The organism is Kutzneria sp. NPDC052558 (assembly GCF_044547355.1).
In the GTDB taxonomy this organism is placed as follows: domain Bacteria; phylum Actinomycetota; class Actinomycetes; order Mycobacteriales; family Pseudonocardiaceae; genus Kutzneria.
Map to the genome: position 1 here is coordinate 215847 of NZ_JBIUAG010000010.1, position 25396 is coordinate 241242.

The following is a 25396-nucleotide window of genomic DNA, read 5'->3' on the forward strand; positions in this document are numbered from 1 at the left end:
TCCATGGTCCGCACCGTGATCACCCGCGACAGGGCGACCACCGCCACGGCCGACAGGTCGCCCGAGGCGGTGCTGGCGATGGTGCTGGCCGAGACCGCCGGCGTGTTGGGGCACGCGAGCGTCGACGCGGTTCCGGCGACGAAGGCGTTCAACGAGCTGGGCTTCGACTCGTTGGCCGCGCTGGAGTTGCGCAATCGGCTGTCCGTGCTGACCGGATCCCGGCTGTCGACCACCGTGGTCTTCGACTATCCGACGCCGCGGGCGCTGGCCGAGCACCTCGCCAGTGCGGCCCGGCCGGTGGCGGCCGTGACCTCGGCCGCCACCGACGACGAGCCGATCGTGATCGTGGGTATGGCCTGCCGCTATCCCGGCGGTGTCGCGTCGCCGGCGGATCTGTGGCGGCTGGTCGAGTCCGAAGTGGACGCCATCGGCGGATTCCCCGACAACCGGGGCTGGCGGCTGGACGATCTCTACGACCCGAACCCGGACACCGCCGGCACGTCCTACTGCCGTGAGGGCGGCTTCCTCTATGCCGCCGACGAGTTCGACGCGGAGTTCTTCGGTGTCAGCCCGCGCGAGGCGCTGACCGTCGACCCGCAGCAGCGGCTGCTGCTGGAGACGACCTGGGAGGCGTTCGAGCACGCCGGCATCGATCCGACTTCACTGCGCGGCAGCGACACCGGCGTGTTCAGCGGCATCATGTACCAGGACTACGGGGCCCGGCTGAGCCACACCCGGGGCGCGGCTGACGGCTTCGAGGGCTATCTGATCAACGGCAGCGCCGGCAGCGTCGCCTCGGGACGGGTCGCCTACACCTTCGGGTTCCAGGGCCCGGCGATCACCGTCGACACCGCCTGCTCGTCCTCGCTGGTGGCTCTGCATCTCGCGATGCAGGCCCTGCGGCGCGGCGAATGCTCGCTCGCACTGGCCGGCGGCGCCACGGTCATGGCTTCTCCCACCACCTTCGTCGAGTTCTCCCGGCAGCGTGGTCTCGCACCCGACGGCCGTTGTAAGTCCTTCGGTGATGGTGCTGATGGGACGGGGTGGTCTGAGGGTGTTGGTGTGGTGTTGTTGGAGCGGTTGTCGGATGCTCGTCGTTTCGGGCATCGGGTTTTGGCGGTGGTGAGGGGTTCTGCGGTGAATCAGGATGGTGCGTCGAATGGTTTGACGGCGCCGAATGGTCCTTCGCAGGAGCGGGTGATCAGGCAGGCGTTGGCTGATGCGGGTGTGGGTCCGTCTGATGTGGATGTTGTGGAGGCGCATGGGACGGGTACGGCGTTGGGTGATCCGATTGAGGCGAATGCGTTGTTGTCGGTGTATGGGCGGGGTCGGGTTGAGCCGTTGTGGTTGGGGTCGTTGAAGTCGAATATTGGTCATGCGCAGGCGGCGGCGGGTGTTGGTGGTGTGATCAAGATGGTGGAGGCGATGCGGCGGGGGGTGTTGCCGAGGTCGTTGCATGCGGAGGTGCCGTCGTCGCGTGTTGATTGGTCGGTGGGTCGGGTGGAGTTGCTTCGGGAGCGGAGGGTGTGGCCTGAGGTTGGTCGTGTGCGGCGGGCGGGTGTGTCGTCGTTCGGTATCAGTGGGACGAATGCGCATGTGATTCTTGAGCAGGGGCCGGTGGAAGAGGTTGTGGAAACCGAGGACCGGCCGGCGCTGTTGCCGCTGTCGGCTCGGACTCCGCAGGCACTGGCCGGGCAAGCTCGGGCGCTGAAATCCCACCTGGAAAACAATCCCGGGCTCGGGATCACCGACATCGGCTTCTCCCTGGCCACGACGCGTGCCGCGCTGCCATTCCGCACGGCGGTCGTCGGCCGGGACCGGGAGGAACTGCTCCGAGGCCTCGACCAGCTCGACGGGGCCGTCACGGCGAAGTCGCCGGCGAAGACGGTGTTCGTGTTCCCGGGTCAGGGCTCGCAATGGGTCGGCATGGCCGTGGAACTGTGGGACACCAACGACGTGTTCGCAGCCAGCATGGCCGAATGCGAGCAGGCGCTGGGCCGCTACGCCGACTGGTCGCTGCGGGAGGTCCTCGCCGACGCCGAGGCGCTGGACCGGGATGATGTCGTCCAGCCGGCGCTGTTCGCCGTCATGGTGTCGCTGGCCAAGCTGTGGCAGGCCCACGGCGTGCACCCCGACGCGGTGGTCGGACACTCCCAGGGTGAGATCGCCGCCGCCCACATCGCCGGGGCTCTCAGCCTCGACGACGCCGCCCGGATCGCCGTTCTGCGGTCCCAGGCGCTGATGGCCATGCAGAACCAGGGCGGCCTGGTCGCCCTGCCGTTGCCGGTGGACGACGCCCGCGCGCTGCTGCCCGGCGACGCGACCATCGCCGCGGTCAACGGCCCCTCGGCGGTGGTGGTGGCCGGCTCGGTCGACGAGGTCGAGACGCTGTTGGCGACCGTCCCGCACGCCAAGCGGGTGCCGATCGGCTACGCCTCCCACTCGGCGCACGTCGAGCAGATCCGCGGGCCGGTTCTCCAGAGCCTCGCCGCCGTCGCACCGGACGTCCCGTCCGTGCCGATCTTCTCCACGGTGACCGCCGACTGGCTGGCCGAGCCCGCGGATGCCGAGTACTGGTACCGAAACCTCCGCCACACCGTGCAGTTCGAGCCGTCCATCCGCGCCCTGGCCGACGCCGGCCACACGGTCTTCCTGGAGATCAGCCCGCACCCGGTGCTGACCACGGCCGTTCAGGACACTGTGGACGGTGCGGCGGCCGTGCTGGCAACCTTGCGGCGCGGCAATGGCGACCACATGGCCTTCCTGGCCTCGGTCGCGCAGGCCTACGAGAACGGCATCGACCTCGACTGGGCCGCGGTCTTCCCCGGCGGTCACCGGGTCGAGCTGCCGACCTATGCCTTCCAGCGCAAGAGCTACTGGCTCCAAACGAAGGCCGGGCTCGCCGGAGCCGACCATCCGTTCCTCAACGCGGTGATCCCGCTTCCGGCGTCGGGTGGATTGCTCTGCACGGGCACGCTTTCCCTGCGCGACCACCCCTGGCTGGCCGGCCACGCGGTGCGGGGCACGGCCCTGCTGCCCGCGACGGCCGTGGTCGAACTCGCACTGCACGCCGGCGACCAGGTCGGGTGCGACCTAGTGGAGGACCTCGTGTTGTCCGCGCCGCTGGTCCTTGGCGACGATGCCGACATCCAGCTGGAGCTCGGGCCGGCCGAGGCGGACGGCCGCCGGACGCTGAGCCTGCACTCCCGCCGGGTCGGTGGCGAGGAGTGGACCCGCAACGCGACCGGCCGGCTGGGTCATTCGTCCCACGCGGACACCGAGGAGTTGACGGAGTGGCCGCCGGCCGGTGCTGAAACCGTTGGCGCCGAAGGCATGTACGAGGCGCTTGGCGATCGTGGCTACGACTATGGCCCGGAGTTCCGAGGCCTGAAAGCCGCGTGGCGGACGGACGACACTGTCTACGCCGAGGTCGAGCTGCCGGACGACACCAACAAGGACTGGTTCGCTGTGCACCCGGCGCTGCTCGACGCGGCACTGCACGCCATCGGTCTCGGGACCGATGGGATCGGGCTGCCCTTCGCCTGGCAGGACGTGACGCTGTTCGCGACCGGCGCCTCGGCGCTGCGGGTCCGTGTGCGATTCACCGGCCCGGACACGGTTTCTGTGCTGATGGCCGACGCCGACGGCCGGCCGGTGGCGCAGGTCGGCGCGCTGACCGTCCGGCCGCCGGACAGCGACCGTCGGACCGGCTCGCAGTCCCTGTTCGAGGTGCGCTGGCGGGAACAGGCCCCGGGCGCGGCGGTCGACCACATCGTCGTCGACCCCGACGAGGACCCGGTCTCCTGGCCGGCTGCGTCGGAGGTCGTGCTCGACGCCAGCGGGCTCACCGCGCGCCGAGTGCTCGGCCTCGTCCAGAAGTGGTTGTCCGACCGCCGTTTCGACGACGCGCGGCTGGTCTTCCTGACCAGGGGAGCGGTTGCGGTCGGCCCCGAGGAGGACGTCCCCGTGCCGGCCCAGGCCGCGGTGTGGGGCCTGGTGCGGACCGCCTCGACGGAGAACCCCGGCCGGTTCGGGCTGGTCGATCTCGACGGGCACGCCGACTCCGCGACCGCGCTGGCCGGCGCGATCACCTTGGGGCAGGCGGCAATCCGGGCCGGCGTCGTGCACATCCCGCAGCTGGCCCGGGCCGCCGAGGACGGCTGGCTGCTGCCGCCGGCGGAGGGGCCGTGGCGGATGGACGTGGTGACGGCGGGCAGCTTCGACAGCCTCGCCGCACTGCCCGCCCCGGCCGCGGCCGCGCCGCTCGGCCCGGGCGAGATCCGGGTCTCGGTGCGGGCGGCCGGCCTCAACTTCCGTGACGTGCTGATCGCGCTGGGCATGTACCCGGGCGCGGGCATCATGGGCAGCGAGGGCGCGGGCGTGGTGATCGAGGTCGGTTCCGACGTCGCCGACCTCGGCCCCGGCGATCACGTGTTCGGCCTGTTCACCGCCGGCTCGTTCGGACCGCAGGTGGTGGTCGACCGGCGGCTGGTGGCGCGGATGCCGGCCGGCTGGTCGTTCGCGCAGGCGGCCGCGGTGCCGGTGGTGTACCTGACCGCCTACTACGGGCTGGTCGAGCTGGGCGGCCTGCGGGCCGGCGAATCGGTGCTGATCCATGCCGCGACCGGCGGTGTCGGCACGGCCGCCACCCAGTTGGCCCGGCACCTGGGTGCGGAGGTGTTCGCGACGGCGAGCCGGCCGAAGTGGCCGGTGCTCAGCGCGCTGGGTATCGACGACGATCACCTTGCCTCCTCACGGGATCTCGACTTCGAACGGCATTTCATGGCCACCACCGGCGGCCGTGGTGTCGATGTGGTGCTCGACTGCCTGGCCCGGGAGTTCGTGGACGCCTCGTTGCGGCTGCTGCCGCGCGGCGGGCGGTTCCTGGAGATGGGCAAGACCGACATCCGGGATCCGCGCACGGTGGCCGAGAACGTGGCCTACTCGGCGTTCGACCTGATGGAGTGCGGTCCCGAGCTGATCGAGAAGATGCTCGCGGCGCTGATCGACCTGTTCGACCGCGGCCAGCTGACCCCGCCGCCGGTGACGGCGTGGGACATTCGCCGTGCCCCGGAGGCCGTGCGCTGGCTCAGCCAGGCCCGGCACATCGGCAAGGTCGTGCTCACGGTGCCGAAGCCGCTCGACCCCCACGGCACTGTCCTGATCACTGGCGGCACCGGAGCGCTGGGCGGCGAAGTGGCCCGGCATCTGGTGCACGAGCACGGGATTCGCAACCTGATGCTGGTTTCCCGCAGCGGCAAGGCGGAGCGGCTGGCCGAGGAGTTGACCGCGCTCGGCGTGACGGTGACAGTCACGGCTTGCGACGTCGCCGACCGGGACCGCCTGGCCGAACTGCTGGACAGCATCCCGGCGACGCACCCGCTCACGGCCGTGGTGCACGCGGCCGGGGTGATCGACGACACGCTGGTGCAGTCGATGACCGCCGAGCAGTTGGACACCGTGATGCGGCCCAAGGCCGAGGCGGCGTGGCAGCTGCACGAGCTGACCCAACACCTCGATCTCTCGGCGTTCGTGCTGTTCTCCTCGGCCGCCGCGATCATGGGCAACGCCGGTCAGGCCAACTACGCGGCGGCCAACAGCGTGCTGGACGCCATCGCCCAGCACCGCGCGGTCCGCGGCCTGCCCGCAGTCGCACTGGCCTGGGGCCTGTGGGAACAGCGCAGCGCCATGACCGAGCAGTTGGGCGATGCCGACATCGCCCGGCTGGCCCGGGCCGGGTTCGGATCACTGTCCACAGTGGAGGGTCTGGAGCTGTTCGACGCCGGCCTTCGATCCGGTCACGCCGCGTTGGCCCCCATCCGGGTGGATCTGCGGGCCATGGCCGAGAACTCGCCGCCGCCGATGTTCCGCGGCCTGGTCCGGCCGACTCGCCGGGCCGTGCGGGCCGCGGGCCCGGACACCTCGACGGCGCGGGACCGGCTGGCCGCCCTCGGCCCGGCCGAGCTGCGTCGAACCCTGGTCGAGCTGGTGTGCGCCGACGCGGCCGTGGTCCTCGGGCACGCCGACGGCGAGTCCGTCGCCCCCGAACGGCCGTTCAAGGAGGTCGGGTTCGACTCGCTGACGGCGGTGGAGCTGCGCAACCGGCTCAACACGGCCACCGGCCTGCGGCTGCCGAGCACCGTGCTGTTCGACCACCCGAGCCCGGCCGAGCTGGCCGAGCGGATGGCGGCCGAGCTGGGCGGCGGCGAGGACCGGCCGGCCGGCGACGTGGCGGCCGAGCTGGCCCGCCTGGAGGCCGCGTTCGCCGCGGCCGCGCTGCCCGACACCGACCGGCGGGGCGTGGCCACCCGCCTGCGCGCACTGCTGAGGAAGGTCGACGCGGCCGACGACGGCGCCGGGGCCATCGACCTCGACACCGCCTCCCAGGCCGAGATCTTCGCGATCATCGACGGAAAGTGACCATGGCTACCGAAACCGAGCTCTTCGAGTACCTGAAGAAGGCGGCCGCCGACCTCCAGGAGTCCCGCCGCCGGGTGCGCGAGCTGGAGGACGCCGGGCGCGAGCCGATCGCGATCATCGCGATGGCCTGCCGGTATCCCGGCGGCATCCGCGGCCCCGAGCAGCTGTGGGACCTGGTGGCGGCCGGCACGGACGCCGTCGGCGGCTTCCCGACCGACCGGGGCTGGGACCTGGACACGCTGTTCGACCCCGATCCCGACCGGCGTGGCGCCTCCTACGCCGACCAGGGCGGATTCCTCGACGACGCCGGCGACTTCGACCCGGCCATGTTCGGCATGAGCCCGCGCGAGGCGCTGGCCACTGACCCGCAGCAGCGCCTGCTGCTGGAGACGTCGTGGGAAGCCGTCGAGCGCGCCGGGATCGACCCGGCCTCGCTGCGGGGTAGCGACACCGGCGTATTCGTCGGCGTCATGGGCCAGGACTACCTGCCACGCCTGCAAAGTCTGCCCGAGGGGGCCGACGGCTACGGCGTGACCGGCAGCGCCGGCGGTGCGGTGTCGGGACGCGTGTCCTACGTGATGGGTCTTCAGGGGCCGGCGGTCAGCGTGGACACGGCGTGTTCCTCGTCGTTGGTGGCGCTGCACCTGGCCGTGCAGGCGTTGCGGTCCGGCGAGTGCTCGCTGGCCGTCGTCGGCGGGGCGACCGTCATGTCCACGCCGGGCATGTTCGTGGAGTTCTCCCGTCAGCGAGGACTGTCCCGCGACGGGCGGTGCAAGGCGTTCGGCGCCGGCGCGGACGGGACCGGCTGGGGCGAGGGCGCCGGTGTCCTGCTGGTGGAACGGCTTTCCGACGCGCGCCGGCACAACCACCCGGTGCTGGCCGTCGTGCGAGGTTCCGCGATCAACCAGGACGGCGCGTCCAACGGGCTGACCGCGCCCAACGGGCCGTCCCAGGAACGCGTGATCCTGCGGGCCCTGGTCGCCGCCGGGCTCTCCGTGTCCGATGTGGACGTTGTCGAGGCCCACGGCACCGGCACGGTGCTGGGCGATCCGATCGAGGCGCAGGCGTTGATCGCCACCTATGGCCGGCGGGCGGCGGACCGGCCGCTGTGGCTGGGGTCGCTCAAGTCCAACATCGGGCACACCCAGGCGGCGGCCGGCATCGGCGGCGTGATCAAGATGGTGCAGGCCATGCAGCACGGCGTGCTGCCCCGGACCCTGCACGCCGACGTGCCCACCCCGCACGTCGACTGGTCGGCCGGCACCGTTCGGCTGCTGTCGGAAAGCCGGCCGTGGCCGGAGACCGACCGCCCGCGCCGGGCCGGCGTCTCGTCGTTCGGCGTCAGCGGCACCAACGCCCATGTCATCATCGAGCAGGCCCCCGCGCCGGCCGAGATCGCGCCGACCCCGGTCCGCGGGCCGGTGCCGTGGGTGCTGTCGGCCCGGTCCGCGGCCGCCCTGGCCGAGCAGGCTCGGCGCCTGTCCGCGACGGTGGCCGAGTCGCCGGTGGACATCGGTTTCTCGTTGGCCACCACACGATCGCGGCTCGAACACCGGGCCGTCGCGGTGGGGACCGAACGGGCCGAGCTGCTCGACGCGTTCGGCGGCGACGGGGTTTCGCCGAACCTGGTCTCGGGCGTGGCCGAGCTGCGCGGCAAGACGGTGTTCGTCTTTCCCGGCCAGGGCTCGCAATGGGCGGGCATGGCTCTCGACCTGTGGTCCGCGGGTGGAGCGTTCGCGGCCAGGATGGACGAGTGCGGCCAGGCGCTGAAGTCCTCCGTGGACTGGACGCTTCGCGACGTGCTGGCCGATGCCGAGGCGTTGGAACGGGTCGACGTCGTGCAGCCGGCGCTGTTCGCCGTGATGGTGTCACTCGCCGAGCACTGGCGCTCGTATGGCGTGGAACCCGACGCGGTGGTCGGCCATTCCCAGGGCGAGATCGCCGCTGCCTGCGTGGCCGGCGCACTGTCCCTTGAGGACGCCGCGCTGGTGGTCGCGCTGCGAAGCAAGGCCATCGCGACCTCGTTGGCCGGGCGGGGCGGCATGATGTCCGTCGCCCTGCCGGCCGACGAAGTCCGTTCTCTCCTGGGGAAAGACGTCTGGATCGCCGCCGTCAACGGGCCACGGTCGGTCGTGGTGGCCGGTGCGCCGGAGGCGCTGGACGCGCTGCACGCAGCCGCCGAAGCGGTCGGCGGCCGCCCCCGTCGCGTCCCGGTGGACTACGCCTCGCACACGCCGCACGTCGAGGCCATCGAGGCCGAGCTGGCGGCGACTCTCGCCGCGGTCCGCCCCCGTGCGGCCCGGATCCCGTTCTTCTCGACCGTCACCGGAGACTGGCTGGACGGCTCCGAGCTCGACGGCGCCTACTGGTACCGAAACCTGCGGCAGGCCGTGCGGTTCGAGGACGCCGTCCATGCGTTGGCGCGCCAGGGTTTCCGGTTCTTCATCGAGACCAGCGGCCATCCTGTGCTGACCGCGGGCGTGCAGGACGCGGTGGATTCGCTGGAGATCGACGCCGCGGTCCTGGGCACGCTGCGGCGTGGCGAGGGCGGTCCGCAGCGGTTCCTGCTCAGCACCGCCGAGGCCCACGTGCGTGGGCTCGCCGTCGACTGGGCGGCGTGCTTCGCCGATGCCCATCGGGTCGACCTGCCCACGTACGCCTTTCAGAACCAGCGGTTCTGGCTTTCCTCCGGCCCGGCGCGGGACGAGAGCGAATGGCAGTACCGAGTGGCCTGGCAGCCCGTCGAAAGCCCGGGCGCGGTGGCCGGAAACTGGCTGGTGGTTCTGCCGGCCACGGCGGGTGACCGTGACTGGGCGGCGACCCGGCTCGTGGTCGACACCCCCGACCGGGCTGAGATCGGCCGCCGGCTTCGGGCCGTGCTGACCGAGACGGAGCGAATCGACGGTGTGCTGTCACTGCTCGACACGACCGCCGCCACGGTCGCCCTCACCCAGGCCCTCGGTGACGTCGGCCTGACGGCTCCGCTGTGGGTGGGGACCAGTGGCGCGGTGTCGGTCGACGGCGACGACCGGCTGGAATCCCCGGAGCAGGCCCAACTCTGGGGCCTGGGCCGGGTGATCGCGGTGGAGCACCCGGAGCGCTGGGGCGGCCTGATCGACCTGCCGACGCTGTCGGACGCGGCGGTGCTGAGGCACCTGGTCCGCACGGACGGCGAGAACGAGCTGGCCATCCGGGGCGACGCGGTGTTCGCACGGCGTCTGGTGCGGGTCGCCGAGGCCGGCACCCCGGCCGGGAGCTGGCGGCCGACGGGAACGGTGCTGGTCACCGGGGGAACCGGTGCGCTCGGCGGGCACGTGGCGCGCTGGCTGGCGACGTCCGGCGCGGAGCATCTGGTGTTGACCAGCCGCCGAGGCGAAGACGCTCCGGGGGCGGCGGAGTTGGCGGCGGAGCTGCGCGGGTCCGGGGCCCGGGTGACGGTGGTGGCCTGCGACGCGGCGGACCGGGACGGCATGGCCCGCGTGGTCGCCGAGCACCCGCCGACCGCGGTCTTCCACACCGCCGGCGTGTTGGACGACGGCGTACTGGACGGCATCGACGCCACGCGTTTGGACGCCGTCTTCGCGCCGAAGGTCGCAGGGGCGGCGATCCTGCACGAGCTGACCCGTGACCTGCCGCTCACCGCGTTCGTGCTGTTCTCCTCGGCGGCCGGGGTCCTGGGCAGCGCGGGCCAGGGCGGTTACGCGGCAGCCAACGCCTGTCTGGACGCGCTGGCCGAGCAGCGGCGGGCCGACGGCCTCGTCGCGACGTCGGTGGCGTGGGGCGCCTGGGCCGAAGGCGGACTGGCCGACACCGGCGTGATCGAGGAACGGTTGCGCCACACCGGAGTCCGGCCGATGAGGCCGACGGCGGCCATGCGGGTGCTGCGGACCGTGCTGGCCCGTAACGCCACAACCGTCACGGTCGTGGACATCGACTGGGACCGCCACGCCGCGGCGACCGGCGCCCAGCCCTGGGGCCGTGACCTCGTCGAGAAACCCGCTCCCGCCGAGGACGGCCTGCGCCAGCGGCTGGCGGCCGAGCCGCCGGAGGAACGGGCCCGCACGCTGCTCACGCTCGTCCGCACTCACGCTGCCGCGGCCCTGCACCACGACAGCGTGGACTCGGTCGCCGCCGACCGGGCGTTCCGGGAGCTCGGCTTCGACTCGTTGACGGCGGTGGAACTGCGCAACCGGCTCAACGCGGCGACCGGGCTCCGGCTGCCGAGCACGGTGGTGTTCGACTACCCGGCCGCCCGCGTGCTGGCCGAGCACATCGGCGACCTGCTGCTCGGGACCGAGACCACGCCGACGGAAACGGCGGAGGCGGCCGCCGACGAGCCGATCGCGATCGTGGCCATGAGCTGCCGGTTCCCCGGCGACGTCCGGTCGCCCGAGGACTTCTGGCGGCTGCTGGTCGAGGGCGGCCAGGCCGTCGGCGCCTTCCCGACCGACCGGGACTGGGACGTCGACGCCCTCTACCACCCCGATCCCGACCACACCGGCACCAGCTACACCCGGCGCGGCGCGTTCCTGACCGGCATCGCCGACTTCGACGCCGACCTGTTCGGCATCTCTCCGCGCGAGGCGCTGGCCATGGATCCCCAGCAGCGGCTGCTGCTGGAGACGGCCTGGGAGGCCTTCGAACGCGCCGGCATCGACCCCACGTCCACGCGGGGCAGCCGGACCGGCGTTTTTGTCGGCACGAACGGACAGGACTACCGCAGCGGCTTCGAGCAGGCTCCGACCGGGACCGAGGGCTATCTGCTCGCGGGCAACGCCGCCAGCGTGGTGTCGGGCCGATTGTCGTACGCCTACGGCCTGGAGGGCCCGGCCATCACCGTCGACACGGCGTGCTCGTCCTCGCTGGTGGCCATGCATCTGGCCGCGCAGTCGTTGCGGCAGGGCGAGTGCACGCTGGCGCTGGCCGGCGGGGTCACGGTGATGTCGACCCCGGCGATCTTCGTCGAGTTCTCCCGGCAGCGGGGTCTGGCCACGGACGGCCGGTGCAAACCGTTCGCCGATGCCGCCGACGGCACCGCGTGGGGTGAGGGTGCCGGCCTGCTGGTGCTGGAGCGGCTGTCCGACGCCCGGCGCAACGGGCACCCGGTGCTGGCCGTCCTCAAGGGCTCGGCCGTCAACCAGGACGGCGCGTCCAACGGCCTGACCGCGCCCAACGGTCGTTCGCAGCAGCGGGTGATCCGGCAGGCATTGGCCAGCGCCGGCCTTGAACCGTCCGATGTGGACGCTGTGGAGGCGCACGGCACCGGAACCGTGCTCGGGGATCCGATCGAGGCGCAGGCGTTGATCGCGACCTACGGGCAGGACCGTGACCGCCCGCTGTGGCTGGGATCGGTGAAGTCCAACATCGCCCACACCCAGGCCGCGGCCGGGGTGGCCGGCGTGATCAAGATGGTGCTGGCGATGCGCGGCGGCGTTCTGCCGAGCAGCCTGCACATCGACCAGCCTTCGTCCCATGTGGACTGGACGGCCGGCGCGGTCCGGCTGCTGACCGAGAACATCCCGTGGCAGCCGGGTGATCGCCCGCGCCGGGCCGGAGTGTCGTCGTTCGGCGTCAGCGGCACCAACGCGCACGTGATCCTGGAGTCGGTCCAGGAAGAGGTGGATCACACCGCGCGGCAACCGCACGGCGTGCTGCCGTTCGTGGTCTCGGGCCACACCGAGGAAGCGCTGCGCGCCCAGATCGAAGCCCTCCGCGGCGGCGACCCGCTCGACACCGCCTTCACCCTCGCGACCACCCGCGCCGCGCTGTCCCATCGCGCTGTCGTCGTTGCCGAGGCGCTTGACGCGTGGCCGGCCGGGCAGGAGATCACGGGCGTCGCCAGTGAGCACAAGGTCGCGTTCCTGTTCTCCGGCCAGGGATCCCAGCGCGCCGGCATGGGCCGCGAGCTGTACGAGCGGTTCCCGGTGTTCGCTCGGGCGCTCGACGAGGTCTGCGCGGCACTGGATCCGTTGGTCGGGAAGTCGGTGCGGGAGGCAATGCTGGCCGGCCGTGACGACACCGGCGACGCGCAGCCGGCGTTGTTCGCCTTCCAGGTGGCCCTGTTCCGCCTGGTGCGGTCCTGGGGCGTGCGCCCGGACGTGGTCGCCGGACATTCGGTCGGTGAGATCGCGGCGGCGCATGTCGCCGGGGTGCTTTCGCTGGCCGACGCCGCGGCATTGGTCGCCGCGCGGGGCCGGTTGATGCGGGAGCTGCCGGCCGGCGGCGCGATGATCGCCGTCGAGGCGTCGGAGTCCGAGGTGCTTCCGTTGCTGGGCAACGAGGTCAGTCTGGCCGCCGTGAACGGCGAGAACGCGGTTGTGCTGTCCGGCGCGGAGTCGTCGGTCCTGGCGGCCGCCGGCGATTTCGCCCGCACCAAGCGGTTGCGGGTCAGCCACGCGTTCCACTCCGGGCTGATGGAGCCCATGCTGGCCGAGTTCGGCCGCGTGGTCGAGACGCTGACGTTCGCGCCGCCGAGCATCCCGTTCGTGTCCACGGTCACCGGTGGGCGGGTCACGGCGGAGATCGCCGACCCCGCGTATTGGGTGCGGCACGTGCGGGACACGGTTCGTTTCGCCGATGCCGTGGCGGCCATGCGGGCCGAGAACGTGACCGCGGCACTGGAGATCGGCCCCGACGGCACGCTGACCGCATTGGCCGCCGAGGCGATCCCGCTCACCGTCGCGACCGGGCGCAAGGATCGCGACGAACAGCAGTCGGCGTTCACCGCGCTGGCCACGATGTGGGTCAACGGCGTGGCGGTGGACTGGCCGGGAGTGTTCGCCGAGAGCGGCGCGCGGCGGACCGACCTGCCCACATATGCCTTCCAGCGCCAGCGTTACTGGATGCGTGGTGGCCGACGGTCCGGTGATGTCGCGGCCGCCGGACTCGCGAGCGGCGGGCATCCGCTGGTGGGAGCGTGCGTGCCGGTCGCCGGCACCGAGGCGATGCTGTTCACCGGCACGCTTTCCACGCGAACCCATCCCTGGCTGGCTGATCACGCGGTCGGCGGCGATGTCGTCTTCCCCGGCGCCGGATACGTGGAACTGGCGTTGCAGGCCGCTTCCCGGCTGGGCCTCGACCGGGTGGACGAGCTCACCATCGAAGCCCCGCTGCTGCTGAACGAGCCGGTGCAGTTCCAGCTCGCGGTCGACCCGCCGGACGAGAACGGCGTGCGCTCGCTGAACCTGTATGCCCGGCGCGACGACGGCGACTGGACCCGACACGCCAGCGGCACACTGGCCGCCGGACCGGCCTCGGCCGATCACGACCTGACCGAATGGCCGCCGTCGGGGACGGTGCCCGTGCCCGTCGACGGCCTGTACGACCGGATCGCCGCGGCCAGCAGCTTCCACTACGGCCCGGCCTTCCGTGGCCTGGTCGCGGCCTGGCGGCGGGGCGAGGAGATCTTCACCGAGGTCGTTGTCGACCAGGACACGGCCGGCTTCGGACTGCACCCGGCGCTGTTGGACGCCGCCCTACAGGCCGTTGCGCTGCGGGAGGGCATGCCGGAGCGGGACGTGATGCCGTTCTCCTGGAACGGCATCACCTGCCGCCAGGCGGGGGCGAGCAGCCTGCGGGTCCGCATGGTCGCGACGGCGGAGGACACCGTGTCACTCACGGTCGCCGACAGCGCGGGCCGGCCGGTCGCCTCGGTGGATTCCGTGCGGATGCGACCGGTCGCCGCCGGTCAGACGCTGTACGAGGTCGACTGGGCGCCGTTGCCGGAGGCCGAGGTTCCGCTGGTCGAGCCCACCTGGGCGCTGGTCGATGACCTCTCCGGCCTGACGACCGTGCCCGACGTCGTGCTCGTGTCCTATTTGGACGATGGACGTGGGGGCAGTCCGGCCGAGGTGCGCGACGGCGTGGTGGATGTGCTGGGGCTCCTACAGTCCTGGTTGGCCGAGGACCGCTTCGCCGATTCCCGGCTCGTGCTGGTCACCCGTGGCCCGGACGACCCGTCGCACGCCGCCCTGTGGGGCCTGGTGCGGTCGGCCCAGACCGAGCATCCGCGCCGGTTCGTGGTGCTGGCGGCCGACAATCTCGACGACGTGACCGGCGAGCTGGGCCGGCTCATCGCCGCTGACGAGCCTCAGTTGGCGCTGCGCGGGGGAGTCCCGCACGCGCCGCGGCTGGTGCCGATCGACGACGTGCTGGCGACCGACGAGCCCAGCTGGCGGCTGGACATCCGCCGGCGGGGTTCGCTTGACGGCCTCGCCCTCGTCGCCGCGCCCGAGCAGCCGCTCAAGCCCGGTGAGGTCCGGGTGGCCATGCGCGCGGCCGGCGTGAACTTCCGTGACGTGTTGGGCGCGCTCGGTGCCTACCCCGGCGAGGTGACCATCGGCATCGAAGGCGCCGGCGTGGTCACCGAGGTCGCGCCGGACGTGACCAGCCTCGCGGTCGGCGAGGCGGTGCTCGGCCTGTTCACGCACGCGTTCGGTCCGACCGCGGTGACCGATCACCGGACCGTCGCGCCGATTCCCGACGGCTGGTCGTTCGAGCAGGCGGCGTCGGTGCCGGTCGCGTTCCTGACCGCCTACTACGGGTTGGTGGACCTGGCCCGGCTCAGCGCGGGGGAGTCGGTGCTCGTGCACGCTGCTGCCGGCGGCGTCGGCATGGCCGCTGTGCAGGTGGCCAAGTGCCTCGGGGCCGAGGTGTTCGGCACGGCCAGCCCGGCGAAGTGGGACGTGCTGCGGGAGTCCGGTGTCGACGACACGCACCTGGCGTCCTCGCGGACGGTGGAGTTCGGCGACCAGTTCCTCGCCGCGACCGGCGGGCGGGGCGTTGACGTGGTGCTCAACTCGCTCACCGGCGAGTTCATCGACACGTCGCTGCGCCTGCTGGCCCCGGGCGGGCGGTTCCTGGAGATGGGCAAGGCCGACATCCGCGACGAGGTCGAGGCGTTCGACCTGATGGACGCCGGCCCCGAACGGATCCGGCAGATGCTGGCCGAGGTGCTGGAGATGTTCGCGGCCGGCCGCCTGAGGCCGCTGCCGGTGACGCGATGGGACGTGCGCCGGGCGCCGGCCGCGTTCCGCACCATGAGCCAGGGCAAGCACATCGGCAAGATCGTGCTGACCATGCCGCGGGCCATCGACCCGGACGGCACGGTCCTGGTCACCGGCGCGTCCGGCGGACTGGGATCGCTCCTGGCCCGCCACCTGGTGGCCGAACACGGTGTGCGGCGCCTGGTGCTGGTCAGCCGCAGTGCCCGGGAAGTGCCGCCGGACCTGGCCGAGATGGGGGCGACGGTCACCGTCGAGGCCTGCGACGTCGCCGACCGGGATGCGCTGGCGGCAGTGCTGGCGCGGATCCCGGCCGAGCACCCGCTAACCGCCGTGGTGCACAGCGCCGGGGTGGTGGCGGACTCGGTGGTGTCGGCGCTGACGCCTGAGCAGGTGGACGAGGTGCTGCGGCCGAAGGTGCACGCGGCGGTCACCCTCCACGAGCTGACCAAGGACCTCGACCTCGCGGCGTTCGTGCTGTTCTCCTCGGCCGCCGGCGTCCTCGGCGGCCCGGGCCAGGGCAACTACGCGGCCGCGAACGCCTTTCTCGACGCCTTCGCCGCCCGCCTGCGGGCCGGCGGCGTGGCGGCGCAGTCGCTGGCCTGGGGGCCGTGGACGCCGGAGCTGGGCATGACGAGCCGGCTCGCGACCGCCGACCACGTCCGGGTCGGCCGCGGTGGGCTGGACACGCTGTCGGCGGCCCAGGGACTGGCCCTGTTCGACGCCGCACTGGGCGTCGACCGGGCGCTGGTGCTGCCGGTCCGGCTGAACGCGGCCGCGCTGCGGGCCGAGGCGGACAACGGGACGCTGACCCCGATGCTGCGCGGCATCATCCGCCCCCGCGCCCGCGGGGCCGAGCGACACTCCACTTCGGACATCTCGGCGAAGCTGGCCGCCCTGCCCGACAACGAGTCCCGCGACCGGCTGCTGCTCGACCTCGTCCGCGCGGAGACAGCGGCGGTGCTGGGCCACGCCTCGGCCGACGCGATCGACGTCGAGCGCGGTTTCTTCGACATGGGCTTCGACTCCCTGACCGCGCTGGAGCTGCGCAACCGCCTCGGCGCGGCCACCGGCTCCCGCCTGACAACGGCGGCGATCTTCGACTACCCCACGCCCGCGGCCATGGCCGGGCACCTGCGCCGCAGCCGGTTCCCCGACGAGGCCGCCGAGGAACTGCCGGACGCGATCGACGTGATGGACCTCGACGACCTGGTTCAGCTGGCGCTGGACAGCTCCGACCACTGAACCCGGAGGCAGACGATGACCCAGACCGACCAGAAGACGCTCGACGCGCTGCGGGCGCTGCTCAAGGCCAACGAGAAACTGCGGCAGCAGACCGAGGCGGCCAGCGAGCCGCTGGCGATCGTCGGCATGGGCTGCCGGCTGCCCGGCGGCGTGACCGAGCCCGAGCAGCTGTGGGACCTGCTCGCCGACGGACGGGACGCGCTCGGGCCGCTGCCCACCGACCGGGGCTGGGACGTGGACGGCCTCTACGACCCGGACCCCGACCACCCCGGTACCACCTACGTCAGGACAGCCGGATTCCTCCGCGATGCCACCGAGTTCGACGCCGACTTCTTCGGCATCTCGCCCCGCGAGGCGGCCGCGATGGACCCCCAGCAGCGCCTGGCGCTGGAGGTGTCCTGGGAGGCGTTCGAGCGGGCCGGCGTCGACCCGACGGCCATGCGGGGCCAGGACGTCGGCGTGTTCATGGGCGCGGCGGACCAGGGCTACGGCTTCCGCTGGCAGCCCGCGCCGCCGGAGCTGGAGGGCCACCTGGTCACCGGCAGCACGTCCAGCGTCATCTCCGGCCGGATCGCCTACACCTTCGGCTTCGAGGGGCCGGCGATCACGCTGGACACCGCCTGCTCGTCCTCGCTGGTGGCGATCCACCTGGCCGCGCAGTCACTTCGGCGGCGTGAGTGCTCGCTGGCGCTGGCCGGTGGCGTGTCGGTGATGGCGACGCCGGCGCCGCTGGTCGAGTTCGGCCGGCAGAAGGTGCTCTCGGCCGACGGCCGCACGAAGGCGTTCGCCGCGGCGGCCGACGGCACGGGCTGGGCCGAGGGCGTCGGCGTGGTGCTGCTGGAGCGGCTGTCTGAGGCTCGGCGCAACGGTCACCGCGTGTTGGCGGTGGTGCGCGGCTCGGCGGTCAACCAGGACGGCGCCAGCAGCGGGCTCACCGCGCCGAACGGGCCGGCCCAGCAGCGGGTCATCCGCGCGGCCCTGCTGGACGCCGGCCTCGAACCGTCCGATGTGGACGCCGTGGAGGCGCACGGCACCGGCACCGCGCTCGGCGATCCGATCGAGGCGCAGGCGCTGCTCCAGGCCTACGGCCGGTACCGGGACCGGCCGCTGTGGCTGGGGTCGGTGAAGTCCAACCTCGGCCACACCCAGGCCGCCGCCGGCGTGACCGGCGTGATCAAGATGGTGCTGGCCCTGCGCCACGACACCCTGCCCGCGACGCTGCACGTGGACCAGCCCTCGCTGGAGGTCGACTGGTCGGCCGGCGACGTCCGGCTGCTCACGCGGGCCGTGTCGTGGCCGGAGAACGGCCGGCCGCGCCGGGCCGGCGTCTCCTCGTTCGGCATCAGCGGCACCAACGCGCACCTGATCGTCGAGCAGGGGGACGCCGAGACCGCGGAGCCGCCGGCGGACCGCCTCACCCCGTGGATTCTCTCGGCGCGAACGGAATCGGCGTTGCGGGACCAGGCATTCCGGCTTCACGAGCACATCGCGGCCCACCCCGAGGTGGCGACGGCGGACGTGGCCCATTCGCTGGTCGCCGCCCGGGCCACGTTCGCCCACCGCGCGGTGGTAGTCGCCGCCGACCGGGAGGGCTTCCGGCGGGGCCTGGCGGAGATCGCCGACGGCGCGGGCGTCGCCGGCGTGGCGAAGGGCGCGGCCAAGGCGGTCTTCGTCTTCCCGGGCCAGGGTTCGCAGTGGGTGGGCATGGCGACCGAGTTGTGGGACACCAGTCCGGTCTTCGCCGAGCAGATGGAGGAGTGCGCCCGCGCACTCAAGTCCTCTGTGGACTGGTCGCTGCGGGAGACGCTCAGCGACCCCGAAGCGCTGGCCGAGATCGACATCGTGCAGCCGGTGCTCTTCTCGGTGATGGTGTCGCTGGCCGCGCTGTGGCGTTCGCACGGCGTGGAGCCGGCGGCGGTGGTCGGCCATTCGCAGGGAGAGATCGCCGCAGCGTATGTGGCCGGCGCGCTGTCGCTCGACGACGCGGTGCGGGTGATCTGCCTGCGGTCACAGGCGTTGAAGGCGTTGGTTGGCAAGGGTGGCATCGTCTCGGTGCCGCTGCCCGAGGCCAAGGTCCGTGAGCTCCTGCCGCCCGGGGTGTCGATCGCCGCCGTCAACGGACCAGGCTCCGTGGTCGTCGCGGGCGACATTGTCGGCCTGGACGCGGTGCTGGCGGCGGTGCCCAACGCCAAGCGCGTCGCGGCCGGCGTGGCCTCGCACTGCGCCCATGTCGAGCCCCTGCGCGAGGAACTGCTGAGTCTGCTCGCGCCGATCGCACCCCGACCGGCCAAGATCCCGTTCTTCTCGACGGTCACCGCCGACTGGCTGAGCGAGCCGCTGGACGCCGAGTACTGGTACCGGAACATGCGTGAACCGGTGAGCTTCGAGCCGGCCGTGCGGGCTCTGGTCGAGCAGGGCCACCGGGTGTTCATCGAGGCCAGCCCGCACCCGGTGCTGACCGCCGCCGTCCAGGACACTGTGGACGGTGCGGCGGCGGCGATCGGCTCGCTGCGGCGTGATGACGGTGGCCTGGCGGCGTTCCTCCGGTCGATGGCCGCCGCCTACGTGCACGGCGCCACCGTGGACTGGACCACCGCGGTGCCCAAGGGCAACGTCGTCGACCTGCCCACCTACGCCTTCCAACGCGAGCGCCACTGGCCCACTCCGGTTGCCGCCACCGCCGATCTCGAGTCGGCGGGGCTGGTCCCGGTGGACCACCCGCTGCTGACCGCGGCGACGGAACTGGGCGACGGCGGCGCGGTGGTGTTCACCGGCCGCCTGTCCCTGCGCGCCCAGCCGTGGCTGGCCTATCACGCCATCATCGGCACCGTTCTGTTCCCCGGCACCGGTTTCCTCGACCTGACCATGCGCGCCGGCGACCACGTGGGCTGCGATCTGGTGGAGGAGCTGGTGATCGGGGAGCCGCTGGTGCTCACCGAGCAGCGGGCCATGCGGTTCCAGCTCATGGTCGGGGAGCCCGACCCGGCCGGTTCCCGTCCCGTTCACATCTACTCGCAGCCCGACGACGCCGAACCCGGCCGGCCGTGGACGCTCAACGCCTCCGGGTCGCTGGGCCGCTCCGGGCAGCCGGCCGGCTTCGACCTGCGGGCGTGGCCGCCGGCGGGCAGCGAGCCACTGCCGGTGGACCGGCTCTACGACCTGTTCGCCGGCCTGGGCATCGAGTACGGGCCGACGTTCCAGGGCCTGCGGTCGGGGTGGCGGCGCGGCGAGGAGATCTTCGCCGAGGTGGTGATCCCCGACGACCAGCGCGACGCCGCCGAGCGGTTCGGTGTGCACCCCGCGCTGCTGGACGCCGCCCTGCACGCGGTGGGCGTCGGCCCCCGGGACGTGACCGCGACCACGACCGGGACCTTCCCGCTTGTCTATGCCTGGAACGGAATCCGGCTGCACGCGCGGGGCGCCACGGCGCTGCGGGTGCGGTTGACGCCGCTGCCGTCCGGGTCGGTCTCGCTTCAGGTGGCCGACACGGCCGGCGAGCCGGTGGTGTCGATCGAGTCCCTCGGGCTGCGCGAGGTCGGCGCGCAGGAGCTGCGCCGGGCCCGACTGGCCCGACACGACTCGCTGTTCGGCGTGCACTGGGTTCGTGTTCCCCACCAGGGCGGCAACCCGAGCCGGGTTGTGTTGCCCGGTCTCGATCTGACCGCGGTCGGCGAGTCCGTGCCGGACGTGGTCGTGGCGCAGTGGCCGAGTGACGGCGCCACCGTTCGCGGTGGCCTGGCCAAGGTCGTCGACCTGGCCCGGTCGTGGCTGGCCGAGGACCGTTTCGCCCGTTCCCGGCTCGTGCTCGTCACCTCCGGCGCGGTCGGGGTGGACGGACAGGCCCCGACCGACCTGGCCCAAGCGGCCGCGTGGGGGCTCATGCACTCGGCGCAGTCGGAGTGGCCGGACCGGTTCTGTCTGGTCGATGCCGACGATTTCGGTGCGGTGGAAGACGTCCTGGCCACGGTTCTCGCCGCCGGGGAGCCGCAGCTGGCGCTGCGGGCCGGCGCACTGAGCGCGCCCCGCCTGGAACGCATGGCGTTCGATCCGGGCGCCGGCCCGGAGTTCGATCCGGCCGGCACGGTGCTGATCACCGGCGGCACCAGCGGCCTGGGGCGGCTGGTCGCCCGGCATCTGGCCCGCCGGCACGGTGTTCGGCGGATGCTGCTGCTCAGCCGCAGCGGGCGGTCGGCGGCGGCCGCCGGCGAGATCATGGCTGAGCTGAGCCAACTCGGCGTGCACGTCACGATCGAGGCCGGCGACGCCGCCGACCGGCAGCGGCTGGCCGAGGTGCTGGCGGCCGTTCCCGCCGAGCACCCGCTGACCGCGGTGGTGCACTCCGCCGGCGTGCTCGGCGACGGAACCCTCGACTCGCTGACCGACGAGTCGATCGACCGCGTGCTGCGCCCCAAGGTCGACGCCGCGCTCAACCTCCACGAGCTGACCGCGTCCTCGCCCCTCAAGGCCTTCGTGCTGTTCTCCTCGGCGGCCGGCCTGCTCGGCAGCGCCGGCCAGGGCGCGTACGCGGCGGCCAACACCGTCCTGGACGCGCTCGCCCGGCAACGCGCGGCCGATGGCCTGCCAGCGACCTCGATCGCGTGGGGACTGTGGGGCGACATCGGCAGCGCCATGCTCAGCGGAGTCGGCGCGTCCGACACCGCACGGCTGCGCCGAAGCGGCATGATCGCCCTCACCGAGGCCGACGGCATGGAGCTGTTCGACCTGTCGATCGCCCAGCCCGACGCCGTGGTCGCGCCCGTCCGGCTGGACCTCCCGGCGTTGCGCGGCCAGGACGTGCCGCCGCTGCTGAGGGGGCTGGTGCGGGTCCCGATGCGACGCAGCTCGGACGGCGGCGAGTCGAGGGACTCGTTGTCGCACAAGCTCGCCGGCCGTCCCGACACCGAGCGGGAGGAAATTCTGGTCGAACTCGTCGCCGGTCAGGTGGCACGGGTCCTCGGCCACGGCTCGCCGGGCGCTGTCGAGGAGGGGCGCGAGTTCCTGGAGATGGGCTTCGACTCGCTGACCACGGTCGACCTGCGCAACCGGCTGGCCGCCGCACTCGGGCTGCGCATCCCGACCACTGTCCTGTTCGAACACTCGACGCCGCGGAAGTTGGCCCGCCACTTGGTCGGCGAGCTGCCGACGACACTGTCCGCGGCCGCGCCGGCGGAAGAGGAGCCGACCGGAACCTGGCTCCCGCTGCTGGCCGCCGCGCGCCAACAGGACAAGGTCGCGGAGTTTCTGAGCCTGCTCGCGGATGCGGCCCGGTTCCGGCCCACCTTCGGGCCCGGCGCCGACACCGCGCCGCTGGTGCGGCTGGCGGCGGGGGAGATGCCGACCGACATCATCTGCCTGCCCTCGGTGCTGGCCATCGCCGGTCCGCACCAGTACGCGCGGTTCGCCGCGTCGTTCCGCGGCCGGCGCAACGTCTTCGCTCTGCCCCAGCCCGGGTTCACCGGCGGCCAGCCGCTGCCCGAGAACCTGGAGGCGCTCGTCGACCGGCACGCCCGGTCGGTGCTGAAGGCGGCCGGCGACTCGTCCTTCGTGCTGCTCGGGCATTCCTCCGGCGGCAGCATCGCGCATGCCGTGGCCAGCCAGCTGGAACGGCGCGGCTTCGCCCCGCGCGCGGTGGTGCTGCTGGACGCGTTCTCGTTCGGCGACGACGCGGTGACCGGCCTGCTGCCCGGCGTGGCCGACGCCGTGCTCGGACACCGGCGGTCGGGCGCGCCGATGAGCGACGACCGGATGACCGCGATGGGCGGCTACTTCCGGCTGTTGTGGTCGTGGCGGCCGGCCGAACTGTCCGCGCCGACGCTGCTGGTCCGCGCGACCGAGCCGCCGCCCGGCGACGCGCACGGCCCGGCCTGGCAACCGTCCTGGCCGGCCGCGCACGACACGGTCGACGGCCCCGGCAACCACTTCTCGATGCTCGACGACCACGCCGACGTGACCGCGGCGATCGTCCAGGACTGGCTTTCCCACACGCTGTGAAAGGAGCACACATGACGACAACCGAGGTCATCGACCTCGTCGGGCTGGGGGAGGAGTTCCTCCGCAACCCGTTCCCGTTCTACGCGGAGCTGCGGGCCCGCGGCCCGGTGCACCGGGTGCGGATCCCCGGCGGCTTCGAGGCGTGGTTGGTCGTCGGCTACGAGGCGGGGCGGGCGGCGCTGGCCGACCCGCGGCTGTCCAAGCGGCTGGACGCGGCCGCGCCGTCGGTGCCGGTGATCACCTCGGCCGCCGGCACGCACATGCTCAACTCCGACCCGCCCGACCACTCGCGGCTGCGCAAGCTGGTCACGATGGCGTTCACCCCGCGCCGGATCGAGCTGCTGGAGCCGCGCGTGCAGGCCATCGCCGACGAGCTGCTGGACGACATGCTCGCGCGGCCCGACGGCCGGGCCGACCTGGTCGAGTCGCTGTCGTTCCCGCTGCCCATCACGGTGATCTGCGAGCTGGTCGGCGTGCCGACGCTGGACCGGGCGACCTTCCGCGGCTGGGTCAGCGACCAGATCACCCACCCGGACGTGGAGACCCGCAGGGCCGCGACCGTGGCGATCAGCGACTACATCACCGAGCTGATCGAGGACAAGCGGCGCGACCCGGGCGAGGACCTGATCAGCGGCCTGATCCGCACCGCCGACGAGGACGGCGACCGGCTGTCCGCCGACGAGCTGCGGGGCACGGTCTGGCTGCTGCTGGTGGCCGGCCACGAGACCACGGTCAACCTGATCTCCAACGGGGTGGTCGCCCTGCTCGCCCACCCCGACCAGTTGGCCGCCCTGCGCGGGGACATGTCGTTGCTGGGCAACGCGGTGGAGGAGATGCTGCGCTACGACGGCCCGCTGGAGATCCCGACCTTCCGGTTCACCACCGAGCCGATCGACATCGGCGGCGTCACGGTGCCGGGCGGCGGCGAGGTGGTGGTGGTCTCGCTGGCCGACGCCGGCCGCGACCCGGCCAAGTTCCCCGAGCCCGACCGGTTCGACATCCGCCGCAACGCGCACGGGCATCTCGGGTTCGGCCACGGCATGCACTTCTGCCTGGGCGCGACGCTGGCCCGGATGGAGGCCAAGGTGGCGATCGGCAGCCTGCTCGAACGCTGCCCGGACCTGGCGCTGGACGTGCACCCGGCCGCGATCGACTGGCGGCGGGCGATGCCGGTGCGCGGCCCGCGGAGCCTGCCGGTGCGCTGGGCGTGAGACAAGGCGTGGCGGCTCGCGAGAGCCGCCACGCCGGTGCTCTCGGTCAGCGAGGGCGACGGGGGAGCAGCAGCACGGGAAGGACGCTCACGACCATGGCCGCGATGGCCCACAAGAAGGTCGTGGCAAAGGAATCCGTGGTGGCGACCGAGGCCGCCGCGTGCGTGGCCGGCGCGGCGAGCGCGGTCGTGGCGGCCGCCTGCCCCTGGCTGGCCGGCACGCCGAACCGGGCCGCGAGCAGACCGGCCAGCACGATCGAGAACACCGCCGCCCCGATCGCGCCGGAGGTCTGCCGGATCATGTTCGTGGTGGTGGAGGCCATCGCCATGTCGTCGGGCGCCAGCGCACGCAGCGCGGCGGCGTTCATCGGCGCCACCGCCACGCCCAACCCGAGGCCCAGCACCAGCAGCGCCGCCACCAGCACCCAGTACGGCGTGGACGGCCCGGCCACCACGAACACCGCCAGCCCGGCCGCCATGGTCAGCAGGCCGGGCAGCACCACCCAGCGCGGCCCGAAGCGGTCGACCAGGCGCCCGCCCACGGGCATGGTGATGATCGCGCCGATGCCCTGCGGGGCCAGCATCAGCCCCGACACCAGCGCCGATTCGCCGTGCACCAGCTGGAAGTACGTGGGGATCAGCAGCTGCACGCCGAGGAACGGGGCGTAGAACAGCCCGATCGCGACGGCGCCGAGGGTGAACGTCCGGTCGCGAAACAGCCGCAGGTCGACCAGCGGGTTGGCGATCCGGTTGGCGCGCAGGACAAAACCGCCGATCAGCGCCAGTCCGGCGGCGATCGGCAGCCACACGCCGACCGCGCCCACCCCACCGGCCGACAGCACGTTGGACACGCCGTAGATCAGCAGCGCCGTGCCGGGGGAGGCCATGGCCAGGCCGACGAAGTCCAGCCGGCCGGGCCGGCCGGGGCCGTCGGCCGGCAGGACCCGCAGGGCGACCAGGACGGCGGCCAGCCCGATCGGCGCGTTGACGAAGAACACCCAGCGCCAGTCCAGCGTGTCGACCAGCCAGCCGCCGAGCACCGGTCCGAAGATCGGACCGAGCATGACCGGGATGCTGATGATCGACATCATCCGGCCGATCCGACCGGGTCCGGCCGCCCTGGCCAGCATGGCGACGCCCACAGTGGACAGTAGGCCCCCGCCGAGTCCTTGCAGGACACGGAATCCGATCAGCGACGCGATGTCCCAGGCCGCCCCGGTCAGCATCGAGCCCACCGTGAACACCGCGATCGCGGCCAGGTAGACCCGCTTGGCGCCGAACCGGCCGGCCGACCAGGCGCTGAGCGGAATGACCGCGGCCAGCGCCAGCATGTAGCCGGACGCCAGCCACTGCAGCGTGTCCAGGGAGGTGTGGAACTGAACGGCCAACGCCTGGAGCGCCACGTTGACGACGGTGTTGTCGACCACCGGCAGCACCGACCCCAGGGCCACCGCCACCGCCACCAGGACGGCCGCCTGGTCGAGCCGGTCCGCCTGCGGCGCGGCCTGCCGACTAGTCACGGTTTTTC

General features: G+C 72.8%; 5 protein-coding genes (1 of these 5 running past the window's edge). 4 read left to right on the forward strand and 1 reads right to left on the reverse strand.

Annotated features, from left to right (window positions below):
- The 4 genes in view from ACIG5F_RS20115 to ACIG5F_RS20130 are tightly spaced (at most 15 nt apart) and all read left to right on the forward strand, a layout consistent with a single transcriptional unit that may run on beyond the window.
- A protein-coding gene (locus ACIG5F_RS20115) for an SDR family NAD(P)-dependent oxidoreductase (protein WP_396519455.1) crosses the window boundary here: on the forward strand, positions 1–6420 show its 3' portion. The gene continues 4632 nt to the left of window position 1, outside the view; the window shows 6420 of its 11052 coding nt (coding positions 4633–11052); the start codon falls outside the window, past its left edge; its stop codon occupies positions 6418–6420.
- On the forward strand, positions 6417–16667 hold the full coding sequence (locus tag ACIG5F_RS20120; protein WP_396519457.1) for an SDR family NAD(P)-dependent oxidoreductase: 10251 nt from the start codon (positions 6417–6419) through the stop codon (positions 16665–16667). Before ACIG5F_RS20115 ends, ACIG5F_RS20120 begins: the two co-directional genes overlap by 4 nt.
- Before the next feature lie 15 nt (positions 16668–16682).
- Positions 16683–22658 (forward strand): type I polyketide synthase, encoded by a 5976-nt coding sequence (locus ACIG5F_RS20125; RefSeq protein WP_396519459.1) that lies wholly within the window; start codon positions 16683–16685, stop codon positions 22656–22658.
- Between the two features lie 11 nt (positions 22659–22669).
- Positions 22670–23869 carry a cytochrome P450 gene (locus ACIG5F_RS20130; protein WP_396519461.1) on the forward strand — a complete coding sequence of 400 codons (1200 nt, stop codon included), beginning with the start codon at positions 22670–22672 and terminating at the stop codon, positions 23867–23869.
- A 46-nt stretch (positions 23870–23915) separates the two neighbouring features.
- Here the strand turns inward: ACIG5F_RS20130 and ACIG5F_RS20135 are convergent, their stop codons facing one another.
- Positions 23916–25388: a DHA2 family efflux MFS transporter permease subunit gene (locus ACIG5F_RS20135; RefSeq protein ID WP_396519462.1), complete on the reverse strand. Its 1473-nt coding sequence runs from the start codon at positions 25386–25388 to the stop codon at positions 23916–23918.
- Positions 25389–25396 lie beyond the last annotated feature (8 nt).